At 53.7% G+C, this 24,719-nt stretch carries 20 protein-coding genes and 3 pseudogenes; 13 read left to right on the top strand and 10 right to left on the bottom strand.

Annotation, left to right across the window (positions count from 1 at the left end; all coding sequences use genetic code 11):
• Positions 1-11: 11 nt before the first annotated feature.
• The 11 genes and pseudogenes from AB3G35_RS12930 (at position 12) to AB3G35_RS12880 (ending at position 12,184) form a co-directional block, all read left to right on the top strand.
• A complete protein-coding gene (locus tag AB3G35_RS12930) occupies positions 12-671 on the top strand; it encodes a YjbF family lipoprotein (protein ID WP_369781562.1) in 660 nt (219 codons plus the stop codon).
• Positions 668-1,435 carry a capsule biosynthesis GfcC family protein gene (locus tag AB3G35_RS12925; protein ID WP_369781561.1) on the top strand — a complete coding sequence of 256 codons (768 nt, stop codon included), beginning with the start codon at positions 668-670 and terminating at the stop codon, positions 1,433-1,435. The genes AB3G35_RS12930 and AB3G35_RS12925 overlap by 4 nt, the downstream gene beginning before the upstream one ends.
• On the top strand, positions 1,432-3,513 hold the full coding sequence (locus tag AB3G35_RS12920; RefSeq protein WP_315247051.1) for a YjbH domain-containing protein: 2,082 nt from the start codon (positions 1,432-1,434) through the stop codon (positions 3,511-3,513). The genes AB3G35_RS12925 and AB3G35_RS12920 overlap by 4 nt, the downstream gene beginning before the upstream one ends.
• 583 nt (positions 3,514-4,096) lie before the next feature.
• Positions 4,097-4,801, top strand: coding sequence for a winged helix-turn-helix domain-containing protein (locus AB3G35_RS12915; RefSeq protein WP_315247048.1), 705 nt, complete (start codon positions 4,097-4,099; stop codon positions 4,799-4,801).
• Between the two features lie 94 nt (positions 4,802-4,895).
• Entirely contained in the window at positions 4,896-5,561 is a 666-nt protein-coding gene (locus tag AB3G35_RS12910; protein WP_315247045.1) for a helix-turn-helix domain-containing protein, read from the top strand.
• A gap of 345 nt (positions 5,562-5,906) precedes the next feature.
• A complete protein-coding gene (locus AB3G35_RS12905) occupies positions 5,907-7,223 on the top strand; it encodes an undecaprenyl-phosphate glucose phosphotransferase (RefSeq protein ID WP_369781560.1) in 1,317 nt (438 codons plus the stop codon).
• 602 nt (positions 7,224-7,825) lie between these two features.
• Positions 7,826-8,536, top strand: a complete 711-nt coding sequence (locus tag AB3G35_RS12900; RefSeq protein WP_315247039.1) for a serine protease — start codon at positions 7,826-7,828, stop codon at positions 8,534-8,536.
• Between the two features lie 321 nt (positions 8,537-8,857).
• Positions 8,858-9,604 (top strand): outer membrane beta-barrel protein, encoded by a 747-nt coding sequence (locus AB3G35_RS12895; protein WP_340056097.1) that lies wholly within the window; start codon positions 8,858-8,860, stop codon positions 9,602-9,604.
• 152 nt (positions 9,605-9,756) lie between these two features.
• Positions 9,757-10,114 (top strand): annotated as a pseudogene (locus tag AB3G35_RS12890) (transposase); the annotation flags it as partial.
• Positions 10,115-10,436: 322 nt separating this feature from the next.
• The gene (locus tag AB3G35_RS12885; RefSeq protein ID WP_146133225.1) at positions 10,437-10,928 is read left to right on the top strand and encodes a hypothetical protein; all 492 of its coding nucleotides are present in this window, start codon (positions 10,437-10,439) and stop codon (positions 10,926-10,928) included.
• A 419-nt stretch (positions 10,929-11,347) separates the two neighbouring features.
• Entirely contained in the window at positions 11,348-12,184 is an 837-nt protein-coding gene (locus tag AB3G35_RS12880; RefSeq protein WP_369781559.1) for an endonuclease, read from the top strand.
• An 82-nt stretch (positions 12,185-12,266) separates the two neighbouring features.
• Here AB3G35_RS12880 and AB3G35_RS12875 read toward each other — a convergent pair.
• Positions 12,267-12,440 (bottom strand): annotated as a pseudogene (locus tag AB3G35_RS12875) (nucleotidyltransferase family protein); the annotation flags it as partial.
• Positions 12,441-12,816: 376 nt separating this feature from the next.
• On the opposite strand from AB3G35_RS12875, the gene AB3G35_RS12870 reads away from it, so the two are divergent.
• Positions 12,817-13,383, top strand: a complete 567-nt coding sequence (locus AB3G35_RS12870; protein WP_106116624.1) for a DJ-1/PfpI family protein — start codon at positions 12,817-12,819, stop codon at positions 13,381-13,383.
• Between the two features lie 444 nt (positions 13,384-13,827).
• Here the strand turns inward: AB3G35_RS12870 and AB3G35_RS12865 are convergent.
• Positions 13,828-14,137, bottom strand: a pseudogene (locus tag AB3G35_RS12865) (DNA adenine methylase); the annotation flags it as partial.
• 869 nt (positions 14,138-15,006) lie between these two features.
• Between AB3G35_RS12865 and AB3G35_RS12860 the strand changes: the two are divergent.
• Complete coding sequence (locus tag AB3G35_RS12860; protein WP_369781558.1) at positions 15,007-15,216, top strand: hypothetical protein; 210 nt, start codon at positions 15,007-15,009, stop codon at positions 15,214-15,216.
• 54 nt (positions 15,217-15,270) lie between these two features.
• On the opposite strand, the gene AB3G35_RS12855 is transcribed toward AB3G35_RS12860, so the two are convergent.
• From AB3G35_RS12855 to AB3G35_RS12820, 8 genes are all read right to left on the bottom strand, one after another.
• The gene (locus AB3G35_RS12855) at positions 15,271-15,480 is read right to left on the bottom strand and encodes a hypothetical protein (protein WP_369781557.1); all 210 of its coding nucleotides are present in this window, start codon (positions 15,478-15,480) and stop codon (positions 15,271-15,273) included.
• Between the two features lie 759 nt (positions 15,481-16,239).
• Positions 16,240-16,629: a hypothetical protein gene (locus AB3G35_RS12850; protein WP_369781556.1), complete on the bottom strand. Its 390-nt coding sequence runs from the start codon at positions 16,627-16,629 to the stop codon at positions 16,240-16,242.
• 440 nt (positions 16,630-17,069) lie between these two features.
• The gene (locus tag AB3G35_RS12845; RefSeq protein WP_369781555.1) at positions 17,070-17,444 is read right to left on the bottom strand and encodes a hypothetical protein; all 375 of its coding nucleotides are present in this window, start codon (positions 17,442-17,444) and stop codon (positions 17,070-17,072) included.
• The gene (locus AB3G35_RS12840) at positions 17,441-17,974 is read right to left on the bottom strand and encodes a glycoside hydrolase family 19 protein (RefSeq protein WP_369781554.1); all 534 of its coding nucleotides are present in this window, start codon (positions 17,972-17,974) and stop codon (positions 17,441-17,443) included. The genes AB3G35_RS12845 and AB3G35_RS12840 overlap by 4 nt, the downstream gene beginning before the upstream one ends.
• A gap of 73 nt (positions 17,975-18,047) precedes the next feature.
• A complete protein-coding gene (locus AB3G35_RS12835; protein ID WP_369781553.1) occupies positions 18,048-20,693 on the bottom strand; it encodes a GDSL-type esterase/lipase family protein in 2,646 nt (881 codons plus the stop codon).
• A 117-nt stretch (positions 20,694-20,810) separates the two neighbouring features.
• The gene (locus AB3G35_RS12830) at positions 20,811-21,272 is read right to left on the bottom strand and encodes a hypothetical protein (RefSeq protein ID WP_315247700.1); all 462 of its coding nucleotides are present in this window, start codon (positions 21,270-21,272) and stop codon (positions 20,811-20,813) included.
• Positions 21,273-21,289: 17 nt separating this feature from the next.
• The gene (locus AB3G35_RS12825; RefSeq protein ID WP_369781552.1) at positions 21,290-24,346 is read right to left on the bottom strand and encodes a host specificity factor TipJ family phage tail protein; all 3,057 of its coding nucleotides are present in this window, start codon (positions 24,344-24,346) and stop codon (positions 21,290-21,292) included.
• The gene (locus tag AB3G35_RS12820) at positions 24,285-24,719 is read right to left on the bottom strand and encodes a hypothetical protein (protein WP_369781551.1); all 435 of its coding nucleotides are present in this window, start codon (positions 24,717-24,719) and stop codon (positions 24,285-24,287) included. Before AB3G35_RS12820 ends, AB3G35_RS12825 begins: the two co-directional genes overlap by 62 nt.

The raw sequence follows: 24,719 nt of genomic DNA, 5'->3' as shown, positions 1-24,719 counted from the left end.
TTTGAGCCGTTTTGAAAACTCTTCGTAACCGCTCATGCCTGATGGCGTGCCTGTTGCTGTGTGGCTGTAGCCCGCTGATGCAGGGCTCGCTCGATACCTTCAAGGCCGCCGTACAAGGCGTAGAGCCGCTGCAATTGAAAGCGGCCGACGTTGCGGCCGTGCCTTATGCGCAAATCCTGGTCACCACACCTTCCAGTGAAGGTGTGATGGCCAAACTTCGCCAGCAAGGGGACTTGCAGTACTGGGTCGCCTCGGGCAAGCAAGTGTTGCTGATGCGTAACGGCCTTGTGGTGCGCACTACCGGGCTACAGCCCGCCCTGGACGGTACCCGTTTCGACGGGCAGTCGCCGTTCAAGCGAGGCCTGCATCTGGTGGCGGACGGCGAGCGCAGCACGCGCTGGATCGATATGTATCAGGGTCAACAGGTCGGCCTGGCGGTTAATAGCCGCTTTGTCCGTAAAGGCCTGGAAACCGTGACCATTCTCGACAAGCCTTATGTGCTGCAGCGTATCGATGAAAAATTTGAAATTCCGGCCCTTGGTTTTAGCGGCACCAACCATTTTTGGGTCAGGCCCGCAGATGGTGTGATCCTGCAAAGCGAGCAGTACGTCACGCCGGGGCTTGAGCTGCACATTGTGCATCTGCGACCTGACTGGGAGGCTGCCCAGTGATCTCTTTGAAAAAACTGACCCTGTGCGTGCTGCTCAGTCATGCCGCAATCAGTCAGGCCGCTGTGTCCGTCAGCGGTGATGTACTCAAGCCCGTCAGCGTGGCATTCAAGCCAGGCATGCGTTTGCTGGATGTGATCAGCCAGGCCCGGCCCAACCCTGAAAGCTACTGGCTGGCAGCCGCATGGCTGCATCAGCCAGAAGTTGAAAAGCAGGTACGGCTCAAGGTTGGCGTGCTGTTCGACCTGAAAATGCTGCAACGCGGCGCCTTGCTCAACAACAACGACGGCCTCGCGACTGTGGCGGCGCGCCTGCACCAGGACATCAGCCAATTACCGGTTACTGGCCGCAAAGTGGTAAGCCTTGACCCGGTCGCGCTGGAAGTCGGCTTTGCCCACAACTATCTGCTCAGTGATGGCGACAAGGTAACTTACCCGACGCGCACCAATAGTGTGTCCGTGGTAGGCGCAGTTGAACATGACTGCACCCTGCCCTATCAGCCCCTGATGGAAGTACGTGACTACCTCGACAACTGCCCGCGGCTGAAAGAGGCGGAAGCGGATTTCCTGTGGTTGATACACCCTGATGGCACCTACAAGCGTGTTGCCATTGCTGCCTGGAACCGTGAGGACGGCGTGTACGCGGTCGCTGGCAGCAAGATTCTGGTGCCCGTGCGCAACGACAACGCCGATTTGCCTACACCCGATTTGAATGAGCAGTTGGCGCAGTTCCTCGCCACCCAACCGCTGGCTGAGGTTGCACCTTGAAGTTACGTTTTGTTGTTGTCGCCTTGTTACCTTATAGCTTGGCCCATGCAGAGCCACGCTATACCCAGAATGACTTTGGTGGTGTGGGCCTTTTGCAAACACCGACTGCACGTATGGCACCTGCTGGCGAGTTGAGCCTGAACGCTAACCGCACTGAACCGTATTCACGTTATAGCCTATCCTTGCAGCCACTTGACTGGCTGGAAGGCACTTTCCGCTATACCTCCATTACCAACCGGATGTACGGCCCAGAAGGATTAAGTGGGACCCAAAGCTATAAGGACAAGGCGGTAGATGCCAAAGCCCGGCTCTGGCAAGAAAGCCACTGGCTACCGGAAGTGGCACTGGGTTTCCGCGATATTGGTGGTACCGGCCTGTTCTCCAGTGAATATTTTGTGGCCAACAAACGTTACAAGAACCTGGATTTCAGTCTGGGTATCGCCTGGGGTTATATCGGTAACCGTGGTGACTTTGCCAACCCGCTAGGCTATTTCGATGACCGGTTTGATGACCGGCCCGTCAGCACTACCGCTGGTGATGTAAACACCAGTTCTTACTTCCGGGGCAGGCCAGGCCTGTTTGGCGGTGTCGCATATCAAACTCCGTGGGCGCCTTTGAGCGTTAAAATCGAGTTTGACGGCAACGATTACAAGAACGAACCGCAAAGCAACAATCAGGTTCAGGACTCGCCGATTAACATTGGTGCAGTCTACAAGCTCAATGACAATATCGATCTGACCGCAGGCTGGGAGCGCGGCAATACCGCCCTGTTCGGAATTACCCTGCATACCAACTTTGTCAGTCGCAAGGCACCCGTCAAGAGCTTTGACCCACCAGCGCAGCCGCTCCCAGCTAAGGCACCTGTCGCACCTCTGGAAGAGATCGACTGGGCTGCGGTATCGCAAAAACTGGAGAAAAACGCAGGCTATAAAGTCGAGCGAATCGCCCAACGTGATTCCGAGCTGATGGTGTATGGCGAGCAGTCGAAGTACTTTTACACCGCCAAGGGCGCAGGCCGGGCCAGCCGGATTCTGGACAATTCCGCCAACGATCAGATCGAGTGGTTCACTATGGTGAACAAGCGTTATGACATGCCAGTGGAAGAAATCAGCGTCCCACGCTCGACCTTTCGCGACGTCGTCAATAAAGAGCAGGATCTGGTCAATCTGCATCGAACTACGGAGGTCAACCGCGCTACGGCCCACTATGACAAAACCCTGTATCAGCAAAAACCTGACCCGTTTACCTATGGCTTTGGCTTGGGTTATCAGCAGAATCTGGGTGGCCCTGACGGCTTCCTGCTTTACCAGATCAGCGCCTATGCCGAAGGGCAATATCGCTTTACGCCTAATACATGGGCAAGTGGCGGCGTCAGCGTCAATCTGTTGAACAACTATGACAAGTTCACTTATGACGCGCCAAGCAACATGCCGCGTGTACGTACCGACTTGCGCCAATATGTCACAACGTCCGATGTCACCATGCCGGCCTTACAACTTAACAAGGCAAAGCGACTGGACCAGGACCTATATGGCATGGTCTATGGTGGTTATCTTGAGTCGATGTATGCCGGTGTCGGCGGCGAACTCTTGTATCGCCCAATGGGCGAGCGCTGGTCGATCGGTGCCGATCTGAACTATGTGCGCCAACGGGAATTTGACCAGGGCTTTGGTCTGCGTGATTACCGGACGGTAACCGGTCATGTCACCACTTACACCAAGCTGCCCTTCGATCTGGACGCCGCAGTCAGCGTCGGCCGTTATCTGGCCCGCGACTGGGGTACCACCATCGATATCTCCCGCGAATTCACCAATGGCGTGAAATTCGGTGGCTGGGTGACTCGTACCACTGCGTCCAAGGAAGAATACGGCGAAGGTAGTTTCGATAAAGGTATCTATATCTCGATTCCATTCGACGAGATGATGAGTGTGTCGACCATGAGCCGTGCCAATATCGCCTGGGCCCCGCTGACTCGAGACGGTGGCGCTATGCTGCATCGCCAGTACTCGCTGCATACCATGACCGATGGGCGCAATCGTGATGCCTTTTACGAGAACTTCGAGAAGATCACCGAGTAGGTCAACTGATTCAGCGCTTGGCTGCTCTGCCCTTCTGGCTGCGCTCACTGCTGTTTTTGGCAGTGTGCGCAGGCCTGCTGTTTGCCGGCCTGCGCACTCGGCCAATTCCGTAGTTTTTTGCCTAGGAAAACAAGTTCCATCATTTTATTGGCTTCTTAACCCTGTCATTCAGTTGCCATCTTGCCTTTTTGCACATCAGGCTGCTTTGACCCGCCATTGGCTGCGTATTGGCAGGGGTATTGATTGAATATGCCCAGGCCCTTATGCCGTTGCGCACCGCGTCGTTTTATAACGCCCTTGCCAACACCGCCGGCGTCGCTGTCGGGCTGGCACCAGCTTGGCAATGTTCGAGCCATTCGAAGAAAGATTGGCAAAACAGATAAAGCATGGTAAGGCAGGTCAATCCCATGCCTTTTCCGAGGTCTTTAACACTGTTTATCTCGAGAAATCGACCTTCGATATCCAAATTCTCTAAAAATGCCAGCGAAAAAACACCAAATGTATCAAATGTTATAAAATGTCGGATTAAAAACCGGCTTATATGGCAAAATCCCAAAGCCTCTAAGTACTTGGGTTAGGTGATATGCTTGTCGCAGGATGCAATACCGATATACAGGCCCCCAAAGCGCTTAATTTTGTACACAGCCAAGCGTTGGTCGACGATATAGAACAACTCATCACTTCTGAGGTGAGGCATCTTGACGCCTGCAATACTTTGGCTAACCTGGCTTGCGATTTCCGCCACACAGAAGCGGTCTTTATTGAGGTCAATACGCCCGACGCCATCAACGACAGCCTCGAGTTGCTCAAACATATTCGCCTGTTCAACCAGACCGCCTGTATCTTTATACTGGTCACCCATAACAAGTCATTTACCAGCATCAATCATTATCTTGCAGGGGCTGATCACTGCATAAAGTTACCGGTTGACCCCCTGGAAAAGCAGGCACTCCTGTCTCGCACTTTCGAAGAGTCGCACTGGGGAACCAATACCCAACTGACCCTTGACCGGACACGGCTTTTATTGTGCAATGCCACCAGCAAGATTGAAATCTCATACACTGAAATGACTATTATCGACGCTCTTGCTAAAGCGCCGCAGCATGTATTGAGCCAGGACAGCATTGCAAAAACACTAGACCCCAACATTGTCTTTTATGATCCGCGCGCACTGGAAAAAACCATTAGCCGCTTAAGAACAAAGATCAAAAAAGCCTATAATCTGGAATTAATATTTAGTGTTCGCGCATTCGGCTATCGTTTACGTCGAGGCACAATCACAGCATAACCGATCATCTATAATTACTTCATGTGCTGCACTGCAGACCGCTGTAATTGCCAATTGGCATCAGCCTTATACCGACGAATGGAGACGTTGAAACATGAAGGTAACACTCAGTTTTTCTACTTATATACCCTCAACAAAAATCAACCCGCCTGCCGATTCTTCCGGTTTGCTCTGCGCAACCCTTGTGCCACGCTCCGCAAGCCTGCAGACCTGCGAACGCACCCGCCAATGGCGTACGCCACACTCGGCGCCTTGGGGCTGCCGGGTCAATGAGCAACACGGCGTGGTATCTGCACATCAGTACACCCCTGAAGTAGCCAGCCTGATTACGGCAAGAACACCTTACTTGCTTAAACCCCACCCCTACTCCCTGGGCCTGACTGTTATCCCTACCTTGAAAACTATCCCGACATCTCCCCAAACCCCTAAATCCAACGCACACTATTCCGATAGCCCTGATACTTGGTTGTTTTGCTCTGCAGCACAATACCTGTGCAACAACACCGCCTGCATTCAGTTAACCGCCATTGAATCGTTGCTGATCAAGACGCTGACCCAAACAGAAGAACGCATTTGCAGCAAACAAGAACTTATTATCGGCATCAGTAAAGACGCATACAGTTATAGCGGTCTGGAAATGTGCCTGAGCCGACTTCAGAAAAAGTTTAAAGGCATGTTTGGTGAGCGCCTTTTTCGCTCGGTACGTAATCGCGGCTATTGCCTGGTGCAAGATGTGAAGGCTGCCGAAAAAGTGGCATAAAGCAATCACTCTACCGACCGATACAGGCAGTTAGCTATTATAACGACATCACTCAAAGTCATAATTTTCTGATCCATTGAAAATAACAACCGACCCACGCATTGTTATAAAACGTCGAACCCTTGCTACTGATTACCTTTATTATTAACGTTTCGTGTGGCCATTAACTGTTTCAGCTATTGCGCCACGCAACGCCTGCACATGGAAGAGTGCTGTGATTTATTTCTGTCAGTTGCTCCCCTATAGTCAAGTACTTATCACAAGGCTGCTCTCTTGATTCATACACGTCTAGATCGAAAAACCGTGGCCAGAGGGCTGACTTTTTGGGGCCAGTGGTCTGTGGCCATGGCCTTTGTCGTCGCCTTGTTAATGGCACTGGTCTATACCAAATTCGGCAGCGTCGACTTCCATTACCGAATCCTCGCCGTTCTGACCCTGCTGGTATCAGTGCCCGCCTATTCCGCCACACATGTTTACTATAAAAGGCACAATGCTTTTAACGGCTGCATCCGCCTGTTTCTGGGCTGGATGCTGACCCTGGCATGCCTGTGTACCATTGGCTTTGTGACCAAATCCGGCGAACTGTTCTCTCGCGAAACCCTGATCAGCTGGGCCGCGCTGGGTTTTCTGATTCAAGTACCGCCGTATTTGATACTGCATCGACTGTCCAGATTTTATCATCAGCGCAATAACCATCATTACAACAGCCTAATTATCGGCTCTGATGGTGTAGCGTTGAAACTGGCCGACAGCTTTATTCAACAAAATCATTTCCCGCTGGTCGGCGTGGTCAGCGCCTCTCCATTTGAAGATGCCACCAATTCCCCACTTATTGTGGGTGAACTAGCCCAGCTACGCTCACTGATTACCGAGCATAATATCCGTCGGCTTTATATTTCCTTGTCCCTGCAAGAAGCTCAACGTATTGAAGCGCTATATATTGACCTGCTGGACCTGAATGTCGATGTGGTCTGGGTTCCCGATCTGGACAGCATGATGCTGCTTAACCATTCGGTCAGTGAAATCGGCGGCCGTCCAGCCATCCATTTGAATGAAAGCCCGCTTACAAGCTATCCGACTGCAGCCTTGAGCAAGGCATTGATGGAGCGCTCGCTGTCACTGGTCGCCATTGTTTGCCTCAGCCCGGTACTTGCAGTAATTGCCATGGCCGTAAAGTTGTCGTCCCCAGGCCCGATCCTGTTCAAACAGCATCGCCATGGCTGGAATGGCAAGGTCATCAAGGTGTGGAAGTTCCGCTCCATGCAAGTTCATGATGACAAACAAGTCAAACAAGCCAGCCGTAACGACTCGCGCGTCACCGCTGTTGGTCGCTTTATCCGCCGCACTTCGCTGGACGAACTGCCACAACTGTTTAATGTGCTACATGGTGATATGGCACTGGTAGGACCACGTCCACACGCGGTGGCCCATAACGACTATTACACCGGCAAGATCCACGCTTATATGGCCCGCCACCGCATCAAGCCCGGCATTACCGGCCTGGCACAAATCAGCGGTTGCCGCGGTGAAACCGACACCATCGAGAAGATGCAAAAGCGTGTTGAAATCGATCTCGACTACATCAACAACTGGTCGCTGTGGCTCGATATAAAAATCATGATCAAGACTCCGCTTACCTTGATCTCGAAAGATATTTACTGACCCTTGCTCCTTGTAGTCGCTGTCGAGCTCATTGCAGCCGCGGCGACTACATATACCTCCCGCCTGCAACTCGTTCATCCAGATCCCCCCCTCAATTTTCTATCAGCGCCTGGAACCACCCATACCCTGGCTGTTCACACACGCCGCTTTCGCTACTGCGAGGCTCAAACACCAGCGATCCATTGAATTGGGTGTGTCTTCAGGAACAAACCGGGATCTACCCTGAACTCATCGAGCAATGCCCAGGCGCTCAGCACTGGAGCCATGATCATGCAAAAAGTCAGCATCCCGAGACTCAATGGCCAAGGCACCACGCTCTGCGCCGTTATCCAACAGCCTGAAAACAACGATCCATACATCAAACCAGCCTCAGCCTCCCACCATTTGCCAACACGATCCCTCGCGTCGCCCAAGCGACCGTCACCGAAAGCGCGCAACTCTTAAAATAGCCTAAAGCTGAATTTAGTAATTCGCATTATTTAAATTCGACTATAAATAATGCAGCGCCCACTAGAATAGATCATCAAATCGCTATCCCCTACGCAGTCAAAATACTGACAACCATCCTCGACTGCATTATTTAACTGAGCAGATAATTTACAATGATCAAGATAATAAGTATTTTGTTAGCCGCAATTTCCATTGCAGGATGCAACGGCTTAGTAAAACCTGATTTTTCAGACCCCGTTAATGACTTATACTTTGTAGTCTACTCAGGCTTGCCTGCACCGTTTCTATATACTGCCTCGGCAGTACAATGGAACGAAGACTATGCCGTAACGACCCGACATACTCCATTCTTGCCCGATGTGGCATACACGTGCAGTACAGGCTGTGACCTAGCCTTCATCAAACACAAAGCAGACGGCCGCCTTCCTACCTGGCGAGCACCCTGCCTGGGCGAGGACGTAACTGCTGTCGGGATGAGCCCCTATATGATGACTACCACGGGCAAGGGCAAGGTGTATCAAACCCCCTTTCTCAATTTAAAGGAAAATAGCGGTGACCTATATGGCATCCACGATGGCCCATTGATCAAAGGGATGTCGGGTGGGCCGGTCATCGGCAATGACGGCAGTGTCGTGGGTATTAATGCCGGTTACTACTCGGTCACACCGCACGACATTGCTGCTCAGTCCGGTTTAAGAGGTGCCAAGAGGGTGAGTATATTTGTCCCATACTCCATTATTATGCGTGAGTGGAGGATGTTCCAGGCACAGCTTGATGGCAAAAATGGCCCGGCAGGCCCTGCCCTGAAAACTGATTTCTGCTCTAACGCAGGTTTGAGCCCACTAAAAATACCGACCAAATAAACAACAATGATGTTTACCGCCAGCAAACGCAGCTTGAATACGTTTGTTTTTATATATCTTCAGGGCTGACTTTCAGTTGCCCTGATTTTTTGCTTTTCGATTACGGAATTATTTCGCAGTCAGCTCTGCGTAACGCTTGGCTGTACTTCAGCGTTACCACCCTGAACAGCCTTCCGTCGAAAAAGTTTCGGCGGATCGACGGAATCAACACTTACTCAGGAGCAAGCGTTGGCTTTTATATCGATCTGCCCTGAACTTTTCAGAGCCGTTATATCTAAACGGTCGTAACCATTTTTATTAACGTCATAGAGACATTCACTAATGCTTACTGCAAAACTACTGCGTCACACCTGCGCCCTGGCGCTGATCAGCGCACCACTGGCAGCGATGGCCGCCCCAAGCACCGACCCCCTCTTCACCATCGGCCTGCTGGGCTCCTACAGTGACTTCAAGTTTGAAGGCGGCCACAGGTCAGACAAGGAGCACATGGCCCAGGGCGGTGTTTTCGCCAACTTTGGCAACAAAATGACCGCGGAATCCGGTTTCATTTACCAGATTGGTGGTGAAGCCAAATACAGCAAGAAAAATGACAACAAGCTCAAGGAAGCCCAAGCCGACCTCGACCTTGGCTGGCGCGCCGCGCTGGATGCACGCAACTCCGTCGACATGATAATCGGTGGCGGTTACGGCTGGACCCGTTTCGAACCTGAGATCAACGATCTGGATACAGAACTGACCCTGAAATCGCCATTTGCCAAGGCAGCACTGGGCTACAACCACCAGTTCGACACCTCTACCCTGCGCCTGGAAGTGGGCGCACGGCGCTCAATGGATGGGCGCGCACGCCTGAAGGTCGACGGCTTCGGCAGCGACAGCGTCGACATGAAAGACCGTACCAACCCTTACGCAGAAGCTTCGTTGCTGATGAACCAACAGGGTGCCATGCCGATCAATGCTGGCGTGTACTACACCCGCACAGAGTACAAGATCGACGAGGACTCACCGGTTGCCGACAACACCAAGCTCAAGCGTGACGAGTTCGGCTTGAAGGTTGGCCTGGCGTTCTGATCTCATCCTTGCCGGCCCCATCCGCTGTTGGGGCCTGCATCGGCTGCCCCCCCTTCTCCCTCTGTCTCATCAATATGTAGTGGTCTAATGAAACCAGACACCCATTTAGGCGACAATGCTCGCCATATCGCGGTGTCAAATGGCAAAACAACATCGTGTTTTTTTCCGCTGAATTCAAATGCGAGGCTGCCGATTTCGTACTGAAGCGAAACTACAGTTTCATCGAAGCCAGCCGCTGACTCGGTATTGGCGAGTCGGCCCTACGACGCTGGGTTGGCCGGCTTCTGAAAGAGCGCTAAGACACGTTCGAGTTACTACGCCCATCGCCTCAGGCGGCGATCTCCGAGCGTTTAAAGAATTTGATTACGCATTCGGGCCAACAAACTGTTCACCCAAAGCCGAAGCGCTTCTGACAGCTGCACTATCTTGTCTATCATGCAAGAAGATGGTGTGCAGATAGGCCGTATCAATGTGCATGGCTTAATGCGGGAACTGGGATTAATAAGCAAGTAACCGGGGTCACACACCTACACATATCCTTATCCCTATCCTAAATAAGTTGCTTGAACATTGGGCAGGCACTTTATTGACGTCAATATATTATTGGCTTTACATCCAACTACTGTGCGTTCAAACACCCTCATATCCTCGACAAAAAAGACATATGGCAATATGCTATCACCCCATTAATCCCCACCCCCACTCAAACAGGATGTTTTGTGTGCCGACGTTCTTTTACACGGACTGCGATATTAGCGATCTAAAGCGTGCCGACGTTCATGGGGACGTATTCACTGCCCAGATAAATGGTCGCACGTCCAAACACCTGGTCATGACCAACGATATCTATCACAGCCTGGGCGCTTCTGGCAGCCATACAAAAAGCCGGGTCTGGTTTTACGCGCCCGGTTTGAATAGAAAGCTCATCATTGCTGCCGTACAGAACTCAACCCATAGGCACAGTGTGTTACGCAACCGTTCAATCAGCAGCTTATATGCATTGACCTCCAGAACCTTGCTTGCCGGCCTGCTGGCCTGGTTCGCCACCTGGGCCTTGCTGGCGATTCCGGTGCTGTCCTGGTATGGCGCCAATGCGCCCAAAGGTGTGCTTGTGCTCGAAACGCTCAGCATTCAGATCGGGGCTGGTGTTGCAGCCTTGTACTTGAGCTACCTGTTGTGGGTCAGGGCAAAAATAAACAGGCTCGATAGCTGGCAACCGGGTGATATAGCGCCTTATACCCGGGCACTAAAAACCAAAACACAAACCGCTCCGCAAACCCAACCCTCGCCCGTCAAAGTGATTGCCCCTGAACTTGTCGACTAATGGTCCTGGTTGCTGCTGGCAGCCCCTCTGAGGTCCACAGGCACTGCTTGGTAGCAATGCGCAAGCAGTGGGAGGTCTGGCCTGTTCTTCAGCTGTGTTCAGACATGAACCAGGCCATTGAGATATTCGCAACCAGAGTCCCATCTGGTAGGCGAAGATTGACTCAGTTCAACCGTCTAAACCTTCTAGATATCGAAGTTGATTGTTGCCATTGGAATTATCCGCCTCGAGCCATGTCTAGTAAGTTGTATCCCGGCTCACCTGCCATACGGTTCAGCCATAAGTATCGAGCAATGGATAGCAACCAGTACCTCGAATAGTACGGACCTATATCAGCGCTGCCCATTTGATAATGTGTCCGGGTTGAAATTGGAAGTGCTCACTCTCTATATCCCCAGATCAACCACGAAGGCACCCGCATGCCCGCCCCCACAGCCCGCCCCGACCTTGTGTATGAATACCCGGCGCACCTGCGCGCTCAGGTTGAGGCCGCTCCGCGAGCACCCGGGGTGTATTTCTTCTACGCTGAGGGCGATTCGATACCGCTCTACATCGGCAAAAGCATCGATATCCGCAGCCGACTGCTTTCTCACCTGCGCTCACCGGATGAAGCCCGGATGCTGCGCCAGGCGCAACGGATCGAGTACCGGCAAACCGCTGGAGAAATCGGCGCCCTGCTGCTGGAATCCCGATTGATCAAAGAACTGCAGCCCTTGAAGAACAAGCGGCTTCGGCGCCAGCAGCGCCTGTGCTCGCTACGAATTCGCGACGGGGTGCTGGAGATCATCGACACTACCGCGATCTGCGAAGGGCCGCAGTTGTACGGGTTGTTCCGTAACCGGCGCATGGCCACCGAGGCCCTGATGCTGATGGCGGACGAGCACCGACTCTGCCACACGCTGCTGGGTCTTGATAAACCAACCGGACGTAGCTGCTTCAGGGCTCAAATCGGCAAGTGCGCCGGGGCATGCAAAGGCGCAGAAAGCCTTGAGGCGCATACACAGCGCTTGTTGAGTGCTCTAGAACGCTGGGCCGTGCATCACTGGCCGTATCCAGGCGCAATCGCATTGCACGAGCGCCACGGCGAGATCGAGGAGTACCACGTCGTGGACAGCTGGCGTTATATCGGAACCTATGCCTGCGAAGCAGAAGCCCGACTGGCACCGAAGCTGACCGGGCAAGCATTCGATGCTGACTGCTACAAGATCCTGGTACGACCCGTGTTGCTCGAAAGTACTCCCATCATCATGTTGTAGTAGCCGATGGCTACATACAGCCTGGCGCAGCGAGACGTCTACATTGATCCGCAGTTTTCATGCTCTAGCCATATGCACTGGACTAAACGATCCGTAACCACGGCCAGCGTGATTGATAGCTTGTAGCCTTTTGATGGAACAAGTCAGGCTGAAGATTTTTGCTGTTGGGCCGCAGATACCCCAGTGCAACATCATCCAATCCGTAAGGCGCATATACCTCACCCGTGCCAGGGTCCAGGCCAATGCAGGTACCCGATTGGTCATCGCTATCGTGACCAGGCGCTCAGGAGTCAAATTCACTTCAAGTCCTCAGGTTTCGACACGGCACGCTGTCCCTTAAAGGGCATCCAGGATAAAGCCGACACCTCTACTTTGCGTCCGTATATCCGTGTTATGGCGGCTGTGCGTGGGGGACCTTTGGATCTGCCGGGGACCTGCATGCCCGGTCCGTCAACCTGCGTACAGCTGCCACATTCATTCGTTTGACGGCGAACAGTGGCAGATCCTCACTGAACTGACCTTCCATGTGGAACGACGGTCGGAGTCAGGTCGTCGCTAACCGACCCGAAGCATCCCTTGATGTCTGTTTGTTGTCGTCATATGTTGTCGGCTTTCAAGGAGGATTCTGACTGATGGCACGCGTGGGTTTGATACTGACACCCGGTTTTGCGGACTGGGAATATGCCTTCATCGCTGGCACGGCGTCTCCGTTTTACGGAATCGACGTGAGGTTTTTCGCTCCTGCTACGGGGCAGTTTCGTTCGCAGGGTGGATTGACTGTAACGGTCGATAACAGCTTGCAACAATGTCTGGAGTGGAAACCGGACGTTGTCGTCGTCATTGGAGGAGTGGTCTGGGAAAGTGCTGAAGCCCCGGATATTCGAGACTTTCTTCATGCCAGTCGTTCAAGTGGAGCAACTGTTGCCGGTATCTGTGGAGGAACACTGGCACTTGCGAGGGCCGGGCTTCTAGACACGGTTCCTCATACCTCGAACAACGCTGACTTCTTACAGAATGCCGTCAATTATAAAGGCGGCATGCTTTACCGAAGCAGCTCAACAGCGGTGATGGCAGATCGCATCATTACTGCTCCAGGCACCGCTCCCGTTAGCTTCACCTGCGCAGTGTTTGAAGGTGCCGGGCTATCTTCAGAGAGCATTTCTCAGTTCAGGTCAATGTTGGCAGCGGAACATGGGTGATCGCGTAGTCCCGGTATGTCGGGCACATTCTCAGGAGATAATTGATGAGCGCTGGCGATGTACCTGTGGGGCAAGTGGTACAAGGCTACGTAACCTTTGTCGGGAGTGAGGGGCCGTGGATTGGAGCGCAGTTCATGTGCTTCAGTTATAGCGTCAATAGAAAGCGGTTTCACAAGTCACTCAACGAAACCGTTGACGCGTGGTCAAGCGCAACTCTGCGTAAAGCCTCATACGGGCTGAAGGTAGGCGACCCTGTGTCGGTTTGGTGCTCTCTCGGCGACCCGGACGTGTGTTGCATCGGCGAGAAACCCGCCGAAAAACCAGCCTTGTTGCGTTTGATTGAGGCTCTGGGAGCGATAGGATTTCTAAGTTGATCCACGCGGCACAAGTCGACATGTTTTGGGGCGTTTACTGCATAGGCGCGCTGGATCATTCGATGCCTGAATCCTGGCGCGCAAAATGAAACCCACCAAAAACCCGACGAATCTCCGCCTGGTCATTGATGCTAACCATTACCCTCCCCTGACACCCGCGCATAAACTCCGCCATTCGCTCGTCATTCTCGAACCCGAATACGACACCATAGCCCCGCCACCTGCCAATACAGCGGGTCCATGAAGTGAAACGTATGAGGCCGGTCGTAGCGTTCAGCGCATTCAAGCCAAGGTCAGTTCTCGATATAGACCCCAGCCAGCCGCTGCCATGCTGCTTACAGCTTTTCTTTAATCCGCAGCAAATTGACGGGCTGGCCGCTCTTTCCCGGAGCAATTCAACGCTTTTTGGCTTGATTGTAAACGGCGCTGTGTTCTTGTTTGCCGACGGTATTCACCGACACAATGATTCGCTCATCAATGACCTTGTGCACCAGCCGACAGCCCGCAGCCCGCAGCTTCATTTTGCGGAATACATCCCCCCTTTTCCGCAGCCATAAAAAAACCCCGCAGACCTAGATCTGCGGGGCTTTCGAAGGTGGAGGCCGAAGCCGGAATCGAACCGGCGTGGGCGGATTTGCAAGCCGGGTCTGAAGTCCTTTATAACCGCTACCTGTAGGCTATTTGGTGTTCCATTAGTAGGTGATTTCCAATGCCTTGCAAGCCGCATTCCGCCTAGGCTCTGTCTTAGGTTATGGACCCAAAAAAACATCAATTTCACAGCGCTCTGCTGGTTGAGTAAAACCCAGGACCATCCACCTACCCGCCTAGTACCCCACTCAAGCTGGACTTACTCAGCGCCAGCAAATACGGAATTCCAGCAACAGGCGCTCGTTGCAACGACGCCCAACGCTGCTGGATACCGAGTAACAATGTCATTCGAAAAGTCACTGAGGCTATTCTCCCCTCTCCCGGAGCTCTGCCGGGCAAACAACCCCAAAAAAATTTAAAGCTATAACAAGGAACTTAAAATCCCTCGCTCGCAAGGGCGTGCCGGCTCGATACCTGGTTCGGGCACCAAACAAATCAACGACTTGCATGAAGTTCTTCGTACAGGCCCTTTTTTTTCGTTCCGCAGTTCTGAAAGCTGTTCCGCAATTCTCCGTTTTTACCCTGCCCCTGGCGTCCTGCCAACGAACGAAAAACCATTCCTCCTTCGCCTGCTAGACTGCTCCCTCATAGAGGATCAATTATGCCGAACTCAGATCTGATTCCCGCACTGCTTTACAAACTCAACGAAAATCAACTTGCCTTGGAAGCTGCCATCATGGAGATAACGATATGGGTTGAGCAGCAAGGTTCATCTGAGGTAGGAGGAAATATTCGTGGGGCGCTAGAGATCATTACGCTGAACGAAGAATTCATCAACGCTTCGCTGACTGAGCTCATGCCCCCTGAATGAGCAGCCGCACAGATCTGGACATGTGTTTCTCCACAATAAATTACTTGAAAATGATTAGTGACGCGTGATGGCATTGGCTTCGTCCGCCAGAAGCTGATAATCAGTTACCGCCTGGACAAGCGAGTCAGCCAAGATTCGCAGACGTTCAACTTCTTCAGTTGGGCGTCCTGTTTTTTTGGCCTCTCGATAATGATCCTGTGCCACTAAAGCCGCTGAGATCAACGCCTCCCCAGCCTCGGCCATTCCCAAAATCGTCCTCTTCATCAGTACTCACCCACTTGGTATAACATCAGTCTAGCTGCTGGCAACTAAGTGTTGGCTTCTACAGATGGCTTCCTTGAGCTCCTAGCACCCCATTCAAGCTGGACTTACTCAGCGCCAGTAAATACGGGACTCCAGCAACAGGCGCTCGCTGCAACGACGCCTAACGCTGCTGGATACCGAGTAACGATGTCACTCGAAAAGTCACTGAGGCTTTCCCCATTTATCCAGGTGCTCTGCCCTACAAAGAAAAACCAAAAAATAGTTCAGAAAAAAGCTGCAGCGGTGCACGGGCTCCACTCCTCCAGGTCCGAGACTGAACTGATTTTCAATACTCCTCCATCATGCTACAGCCCGAACACAGCACCCAAACCTCTGTACATAAAGCCACTAAAAAAATTCACTCCTGTTTATTTTTTATTATCTGTATTAACTCCTCTAAAGTAGGCGACTTGCGCAACCTAATCAAATTACGAAAAAGCCAGAATATACAAATAAGCCCAAACATTAAAAACAAGGCCTGCCATGTATCGGCCGACAAACCAAACGCCACCTTAAAGGTTGACGAACAAAACACAACTATAATTACAACCAAAAAACTTAATGGCATATGCCAAGAATCCTGCTTCTCCACACATGCCAAATGATATATAAGAGCAAGCCTGAGCTTATCCGTGGTAATACTTATAACCTCCTGCGAGGTATTATCATGTATCTGATCAACACTAACCACCTTCCTAATAGAACTCCGAGGAGATACCGTCATAACTTAGGGCTCACCATAAACTGGAATTCCACCTTGGACACCTTGCCAAACTTATAAATAGCAGCCAGGAAATATACCTGTCGCGTCCCGCTGTCAAATTCAGCGATAGTTTGCGGAGCTTGCAAAGTCTGCCCAAATGACTTATTGAAATTATGAAACCTCATTACAACGCAACCAATTTCATCACTAGAACCAAACGCTATTTGGTCCCCACCTGCGCTTTCGTACTCAACTACAAACCCCGGCTCAGATTTACTTGTACTGGCAGCAGATGTACTTTCATCGTCCTGAGAAAATTCCATCCTCACTTGTAGCGGCGCTATATCCCCAATGGAAACATCCAAATACACAACTTCAGAGTCAGGAACGAAAAGAACCTCACTCATCACGATTTCCAAACTACCTAGCTTTATCAATTTGCATACCGTTAGCAAGTAAAAAAACACGAAAAATAGGTTCAATCCTACATGTATAAATCAGAAAAACCTAAACTTACACATCCTAAAGCGGTTACAACGAGCCCATTTTCTTACGAACAGGCTACAACCAAAGCTCGCACTGAACAATAAAGGTCACTGGCAACCAACTAAGGCGGCTAGCAGTTCCTTCTCATATCCCTTCCGCTGACGACGCTCAGCAAGCAACGCCCTCACCTTTACTTCGAGCGGATCAGACTTCTTGAGCCCGACTGCGGCCCAGGGCGGTGGCACGATCTCCTGAGCTTTGCATGGAACCAACACAGGAACATCTACCCTCACGATACTCATCTCTGGCTCACGAGTGCAACACCCAGCCATTACAACCACCAACCCCATCAGCAGCCACTTCATAACCCCAACTCCTGATCAATGATCGATGCTGCAGCTACGGCCGGATCACCACCTGCTCGCTCCCGCAGCAGTTTATTGGCTGCGACATAATCTGGCTGGGCGTCTTCCTTGGCTTTGGCGATGGCCAGTGCCGCATTCCGCTCCCGCAGCTCACCTGCCAGAACCAGCTCGCCCAACTTCCTGCCTTGCTCACCCGCTAGGGTTTCGAGGTTGCCGCGGGCTTGCTTGGCCGTGGCCAGGTCAGTGTTTGCTGTATCAATCAACGGTCTGTAATGACATGCGGCCAGCCAGCCCCCGCCAGCGCCGCCCAACGCCAGCAGCAGGGCCAGCGCAAGCCCCACACCTGTCAGTTTCCAAGCCCCGGGCGTCACGCCAGCACCTTCAGCGCCCTGGCATACAGCGCCTGACGATCCACTGCGCCGTTCTGTCCACCGTTGATGCGACTGGTAATCTTGCTGAAGCTGCCAGCATCGGCCAGCGTATTCAGTCCCCTGCTCGCCCAGAACCAGGCCGCCGACATGCAGGCGTGTTGAGGCTTCTCCAGCAGCTCAGGGTGATTGATCAGGTCGAGGCTCAGGGCTTCGCCGCACGCCATGTAGTTGGCCCGGCCGGTGATCTGGATCAGGCCACGGCCACGGTACTTGGAGCCGTCACCTGCCAAAGTATTGCCCAGGTCTGTCCTGCCCTCGTATTTGGTCTGCGCTTTGGTTGGACCCCAGATCTCTTTCACGTATTTGAGCTGACCAGACTCATGCCCAACTTGGGCGATGAAGGCGGCAATACGTTTGGTACCAACAATCTGGTACCGGCCCATCGCTGTGTTTAAGACAGGTACAAAAACGCCGGCAACTTGGCCGGCGTTGGGGAGGATCTGCAGCAGTTGCTGCGCGGTGATTGGCATTCTTTCTCTCCAGACAAAAAAACGCCCGCACGAGGCGGGCTGCGAGCCATTTGGGTTTGCCTAGGACATTGGGCTATGAATGCAAGATCCTGTAACCCACATATTTACCGATACGCTCCACCCCCTGCTCGTTCGGATGCAGACCGTCATAGCTATATGTCCGGATGTTCTTAAAGTCGACCCCGCACTCATGTGTGGCATTGAAATACTGCACCGAATAGAACCTGGCAATGGCCGTCATGGCCACCACTACGGCATCCATTGGAACGATTGATGGTTCACGATGGGTTGCCGAGATCAGATAGATCACGGTCAGTGGGTTTTTCCACTTCACGTACTCGATGCACAGCGACAGGTTCCCGTAGTAGGTGTTGGGAAACAACGCCCAGTACTCGTCCGGGGTCGAAACCAGAACACCGCCTGCCGTTGTAAATGGCAAGTCTTGGATGCGTTGGGTGGGAATGCTGGCAAGGCTGCCGTTGATACCTGCCGCCGTGGTGCCTGCATCGTTACTGCCGATCATGATCGTAACCGCCGCAACATCCGTGTAGTCGGGGGTCACTTTCTTGGCGGTTCCGTCGCGAGGGTCAAGGTTGGTCACAATCCCCACTAGCCTGCTAGACCATGCGCCAGAGCTGGCATAGTTAGTGCCCTGGCATTGCAGAATTTCGGTGATACGGTTCGTGTAACTGGGGTACCCACCACCACCTCCCTCCGTAATAGAGTCGCCGAAATAGAAGACTTTCTTCCCCGTAAAGCGGCTAGGAACACCGCGACCAAGCTCCGCGAGCTTTACTTGAGCTTCCCGATCAATGATCGGAACTCCAGCTACTTCAGCCATCGCCGTAGCGTAGGCTTCCGGCGCTGTAAAGCCTGTGTCATATGCAACAAACCACTGATGGTCTGTACCCTGGTACTCAGTATTCAGCACCAGGTATTTGGCACCTGCTGGCACCACGTCACGCCTATAGGTCAGACCTGCACTATTGATTAGGGTCGGGGTCGTGATGAGCGGGTCACTGAAGTTGCGAATCTTGGTTGAATTATTGGTCGGGACTTCAGAAAAGAATGCGGCCCCATACCCTGAATAAGCAAGGTAGTTACCCGCCGGGTTGTGTATTACAACCGGCATACCTTCAGTCACTGGAATCGCCAGCGACCTGCCGGTGGCCAGCGCCCCGTAATTGGCTTGGCCATTCAAGCCAAGATCGACGGCGACAGGTGCGGCAGGGTTCAATAGGTTGTACCGGCCTGTGCGCTGACTGATCGCCGCGCTGAGTTCAATCAATGCGGATCGCGCCTTCGAGTCTTTTACCGGCAGTCCATTTACTTTGGGCAGGGTCGGCTCATACGGAAGCACGCGAACTGGCACAGTAGTGCCTTCCCGGATAATTAGAGACGCAGTGAAATCAATATCGCCACCTGGCGGTTTGATGAACACGTTGAAATAAAAGTGCGTAATGCCCTGTTCTTTGGGCACTGTAAACGTGCGGACAAATGAATCAGTCGTAGCCACCAAGGTAGCCATTGCTCCGCTCGCAGCCGGGTCCGACCCTGCTACGCCGTAGCTTCCCATTACCGGGAAGTTCCACGCGCTGCTGCCCGTATAAAGTGCGTATACCCTCCCTTCTACAACCGGTATTTTCACGTAGCGCCAAGCTGCATTGTCTCGCCGAACACCGCCTGTCGACGACAGATAGCCCACCAACAATCCGCTCGAGCTGTAAAGGTTCTCAGCCCCCTCTACGGCAGAAAATGCGGCAACAAACTGGCGGTTCAACTTTCGGTCGAAAACCTGTTGCCCATCCATCCGGGCAACAACAGCATCGAAAGCCACCGCCCTGGTAAAAACGGTGTCGTATGCGGCAAACCAATTGTGCTGCACGCCCTGAAACTCGGTGTTGAGCACCAGGTATTTCGCACCCACGGGCACTACGTCTGCTCGATAGGTGAGCCCTGCAAGGTTTGTCTGTGTTGTGCCATTGAAAGCAGCAACCTTATTGCTCGCTGACGGCAGGTCAGAAAAGAAAGCTGCGCCGTAACCCCCGCCGGCGGAGTAGTTCCCCGAAGGGTTGTAAATGATTATTGGCTGACCCGCAGTCACGCGAATTGCTAGAGATTTGGCCGTTGCCACTCCGGTGTAATCGTTGGATCCATTGAGACCCACTCCGGAGGTTACCTGAGCGCTGGGGTTGATCAGGTTGTAGACGCCTTCAACCCCGGTTTTTGGAACGCCCTGCGCAGATGGGTACCGCTTCATTTCCAATGCCGTGCCGGCGTTGTTTTTGTACTCGATAATGTAATCAGCGGCATCCGGCGCAAGCACGGTAAACGACTGGCCAGAAACCGTATCCCTCAGCCCTTCTGCAATGTCAGCTTTTCGACCAATGTTCAAATTGAACGTATCGCGAGCTGCTTCGGCCTCTACTTTTGCAGCAGCAGATCTTTCGGCCTCTACCCTAGATTGTTCCGCTTGTTGCTCGGAGCGTTCAGCTTGGGACTCAGATCGCTCTGCCTGCTGTTCAGAACGCAAAGCCGCATCAATTGCTGGAATTGCCAAAGCAGCATCCTCAATCCACTTGAGGCTTTTGCGCGATCGCCCAAGCCGGTCGTCGTATTCGTAGTCGTCGCCATTGGCAAATTTGTCGAGGTTTTCGGCGTTGTCGCTCAAGTCTTTTGCCGCAGTGGAACCGATCGGGTTACCGGTGTTGTTGGCCATTCGAGTTTTCTCGCAGACACGCCTTCGGCACTGCTATCAAGGCAGCGTTAAGGTCATGAGTGTTGGTTGTTCCGGCTAGTTGCCGGCGGATAAACGTGAGTGTTTTGGGCTGCGCCGCTATTCGGTCTGCTCAGGCCACTTCTGATTCATGGCTCGGTCGAAGATGTCCGCATCAATGATGTAGTCAGGTACTTCAATCACTAGATCCCTATCAACGAGTGGCCGCTTGAAAAGGCTGAGCTGGGCGCTAAACCGCCAGCGATCAACGCCCACCAGTACGGGACCGCTGTAGATGTCGACGAAGTTGGCGCGGTACGGCTCCATCCCCATTGGGGTCAGAAGTGGGCATTCGAACGGCAATGATCCAGACAGCAGAACGTATTCAAACCACCCTTCAAACAACTGCGCCTCGGAGGGTGTCAACAACCAGGTGACAGTCGCCACAGTAGGAGTACTGACAAAGGCCCGACGACGCTCCGAACGCCCGCTCACCAGTTTTGTGCTGGTCATCGGGCTGACAGGATCAAAGCCGTAGCCCTCCCGCTGCGGCGTTGGCAGACCTTCAGGGTATGCAAGCATGGTTAGCAGATCCTATATCAGTCAGGCGCCGTTGCGTGGTCGTAGGTGTAGACGCGGGCGTCATAGGGCATTCCCTTCATTGAGACGTTACCACCGGAAGGATCGGCCGAGGTCACCAGCACCGGGTAAGCCCACTTGTCAGCAGGGCCAAACAACAGGCGTGGCAAATTCAAGGCTGGATCGTTGCTGGGCACGAAGTCCAGGTCATCGACCCTGACGTGGAACTCATCGATTTGAGTGGCTGGATAAGGTCCGGACAACGTGCCGTCCAAGCGACTGATACCGATCTTGTGTGCGTCGCCGGCAATCCAGACCAGAGGTTCCGAAGACTCCAATATGAGACCACCGACTACCGGTTGAATGCCCAGTAACAGCGCACTCTGGCAAAGCCCCGGTGTATCACTGGCCACCGCGCAAAAGCTCAAGTAACCCGAGTTGCGCCCGGCCAACGTTGTCGCCCAGGTGTAAGTATCCGATCGGAACAGTTGGTGCCCCCGGCGGCGCATACCCCACCGATAGGCGCGGTCTCGATCAGTCACCCCGGGTAGTTTGACCTTCTCGACCTTCAGTCCAAGATCACCAGGCCAACGGCATTCAACGGTTTCCCATGCCCAGCTTTTACTCGAGTAAAACTCAACGTCTACAGCGTCATAGTCATTGATCGAAGGAAGCGGACCGCTGATTTTCAAGGCAGTGGTCATGTTCTGCGGCGAGTAGGTTTGGGTCTTAGGGCCGTACTCGCGCTCAAATACGGCTCTAGGCTCATCGCGGACTGGCCTGATGAGCCCGTTAGCGATGGTCAGTTCAGCCCAGCCGCAGGCGAGCGCATTATTCAGCGCTTCCTTGGCAATACTTGAGGCATCAATCGTCTCGTCGTAGAGCTGTCCATCGGCAATACAGGACGCGTGCAACTGGTCAAACTCTTCAAGGTCGATATCGGCGTCGGTGTAGCCCAGCGATTTGAGTACATTCAGCACCCACGGCACGATGTCGCGTGTAGGTGCAGGTGCTTGCCAGGCGCCGCCGCTGCGCAGTGGCAGGATTCGGGTGGCCTCCAGATTCACCTGGCTCTCTGATTGCGCTGAGAGCCGGTCAGCACCACGGATTTTGGCCGAGATGACTGTCATGCCCGGATAGCTGGTTGGGCGAATCTGACGCAGCCCGCGCAGGCTGTACCACATTATGTCGTCGTTGACCTCGTCGGCGTTCGCGCCGCCGATTTTGGGTAGACGCTTGAGGCGACACTCAGGGCGCATTGGATAAGGCAGCTCATGGCGGAAGGTAAAACCCTGGGCGTCACGCGAAGCACCACTCACCCATTTCGGCAATACCGTCCAGGCACCGGCCATATCCGCATCCCGGTACTCGAACTGATGGCCTGATGAAATAGCGTACATGTCCCCTTTCTTTCCGAGACCAATCAGGCCGTTGGCCGCAAAGACGGAATACTCAATGGCGGTGACCTTCTCCCCGACCGGGCTGCAGACGAAGGGACCGCGGTACCCACCCTGCAGGCTGGAGGGGTCGAGGTTGATCACGCTGTTGACGGTTTCCAGATAGCTGAACCCAGGCCATTCCTCATCAACGGCACCTGCAGAGGTCAGACGCTCGACCTCAATAATGGAACTACCGGAGGCTGTGATGCGATACCGCAACCCTCTAGGACCAATGCAGGCCAAGCCAGTGCCCAGCGCAAGACCATTCGCAGGCGCTCCGCCGTCATAGTTCAAGGTCATCTGTGCGGGCTGCTGAGGCGACCCGCTGGTTGGCGCAGTGCCGGTGTTGCTGATTGGACTGCTACCGAAAAGAGTCGCGTCCGTCGATGTCAGCGGCAGACCGGTAAAAGCGGACGTTTCCGTGATCAACAGGCGGCCCAGCGAGGCGCTGGCAACGAATGGCGCAGCGCCCTTGGCAGCGTTGAACGCCGACACCAGACCGGCAAGGTCGGTTGTCGCAGTGTTCAGGGTGACCGGGTACGCCGTCCCGCCTCGGCTGACGGTGAACGACAACGGCGTCACATCAAAGTCGTAGCGCGACGGAGGACTGGAGCCTCGCAGCGTTGAAGCCGTACCTGCGCCGGGCGGTATTGCAGGCGCATAAGGCGTATAGCTGTTGACGATGTACAACCCGCCGTTGGCACCTACGACCTCGATCGGCATGCCGACTTTAGGATTGAGCATCCCAAGCGGGCCTTGAACGATGTCGCGTCCCGCGCCGCCATCGATGACCGTGTATTCGTAGTAAGCCAGCGCACGAATCACTAAGCCGCTGACCCAATCCACAGGGAACGCACCCGCCCCCGCAGGGATCGAGATGGTATCGCCATTGAACTGGTAGGCCGAAGCCCGCGCCGATGGAGTGATGCTGTTCGAAACCGTCAGCTGTAGGCCAGCCGATCCGCTCGAACTCGCTCCCACCTCGGCCACATTGAACCAGAGCATCGATGCGGTATCACCCGACACATCCGCACCAGGCGGATAGATCGTCACGCGGGCATCAGCACCCAGCGAAATCAGTGGAGTTTCGCCCACCTTAATCTTGCTGATTGGGATATCCAAATCACCCGCCGAGACGTACAGCAGCATCTCGATCCACTGCTCCCGTGGAGAAACAAACCAGGTGCGCGGTTCAGCCAGGTAGGACGGGTATACCTTTTGGTGGCCAGCTATCTGGCGAATGGTGTCGCCCAGCTTGACCTTGTTGCCCTTGGCGCTGGCCTCGGTCAGAGGGCTGCCCTGCACAGTAGAGTTCGAAGGCATGCCGGGCATCTTCGGCACCATCATCTTCATCACCGCTTTCGCGCCTGCGAACAGGGCGTAGGTGATGCTGAAGGGGTCGGTGCCCTTGGGCTCGCGATAGATCTCGACATGATCAGACGGCTTGAAAACCACCTTGTGCCAGCGCTTCGCTTCAATCAGTTCGTCATTCAGCGCAATACTGATCGGAGGCGACTCCATCCGCTGGTAGCTGGGCGACTGCTCGATCAGCCATTGCTCCAGCGTCATGCGCCGATCAGTCGTGTACGTGACCATCGGCGCCGAGCCGGCCATCTTGTTCGGGAAAAATTCGATCACGGTAGAAGACCACCCTTGGAAAGTCAGTTTCAAACTCACGGACGGTGCGCAGTCGTGCACCACCTGGGTTGGTGTCCAGCACCTTGAGCCTGCCATCAGCCTCGACCACCACGCCGACATGCAGGCACAGCGCGCCACGAAACACCGCCGCAATGGCGCCGACCTCTGGAGGGCACGTTTCCATGCCCTGCTTGAGGCCGTGGTAAGCGTGGGTGTTCTCGCGTATCCGGTCCTTGCCTACAGCGCCCAGGCTGGGCAGCAGAGGCAGGCCCAGTAGCTGATGGCGAACCGCGATGCACAGCCCCCAACAATCGAAGGCAATAGGTCCCCGGCCGCCATCCCGGTAAGGGGCGGATAAGTAGTGTTTGAGCAT

The organism is Pseudomonas sp. WC2401, from assembly GCF_041200115.1.
Classification (GTDB): domain Bacteria; phylum Pseudomonadota; class Gammaproteobacteria; order Pseudomonadales; family Pseudomonadaceae; genus Aquipseudomonas; species Aquipseudomonas fragi.
Note: the sequence above shows the minus strand (reverse complement) of the source record. Positions and strands in the feature narration are given on the sequence as shown.

Coding starts and splice junctions, on each gene's coding strand:
- AB3G35_RS12915 (WP_315247048.1), top strand. CDS start 4,097: ATGCTTGTCGCAGGATGCAATACCGATATACAGGCCCCCAAAGCGCTT.
- AB3G35_RS12910 (WP_315247045.1), top strand. CDS start 4,896: ATGAAGGTAACACTCAGTTTTTCTACTTATATACCCTCAACAAAAATC.
- AB3G35_RS12905 (WP_369781560.1), top strand. CDS start 5,907: ATGGCCTTTGTCGTCGCCTTGTTAATGGCACTGGTCTATACCAAATTC.
- AB3G35_RS12900 (WP_315247039.1), top strand. CDS start 7,826: ATGATCAAGATAATAAGTATTTTGTTAGCCGCAATTTCCATTGCAGGA.
- AB3G35_RS12895 (WP_340056097.1), top strand. CDS start 8,858: ATGCTTACTGCAAAACTACTGCGTCACACCTGCGCCCTGGCGCTGATC.
- AB3G35_RS12885 (WP_146133225.1), top strand. CDS start 10,437: ATGACCAACGATATCTATCACAGCCTGGGCGCTTCTGGCAGCCATACA.
- AB3G35_RS12880 (WP_369781559.1), top strand. CDS start 11,348: ATGCCCGCCCCCACAGCCCGCCCCGACCTTGTGTATGAATACCCGGCG.
- AB3G35_RS12870 (WP_106116624.1), top strand. CDS start 12,817: ATGGCACGCGTGGGTTTGATACTGACACCCGGTTTTGCGGACTGGGAA.
- AB3G35_RS12860 (WP_369781558.1), top strand. CDS start 15,007: ATGCCGAACTCAGATCTGATTCCCGCACTGCTTTACAAACTCAACGAA.
- AB3G35_RS12855 (WP_369781557.1), bottom strand. CDS start 15,480: ATGAAGAGGACGATTTTGGGAATGGCCGAGGCTGGGGAGGCGTTGATC.
- AB3G35_RS12850 (WP_369781556.1), bottom strand. CDS start 16,629: ATGAGTGAGGTTCTTTTCGTTCCTGACTCTGAAGTTGTGTATTTGGAT.
- AB3G35_RS12840 (WP_369781554.1), bottom strand. CDS start 17,974: ATGCCAATCACCGCGCAGCAACTGCTGCAGATCCTCCCCAACGCCGGC.
- AB3G35_RS12835 (WP_369781553.1), bottom strand. CDS start 20,693: ATGGCCAACAACACCGGTAACCCGATCGGTTCCACTGCGGCAAAAGAC.
- AB3G35_RS12830 (WP_315247700.1), bottom strand. CDS start 21,272: ATGCTTGCATACCCTGAAGGTCTGCCAACGCCGCAGCGGGAGGGCTAC.
- AB3G35_RS12820 (WP_369781551.1), bottom strand. CDS start 24,719: ATGCTCAAACACTACTTATCCGCCCCTTACCGGGATGGCGGCCGGGGA.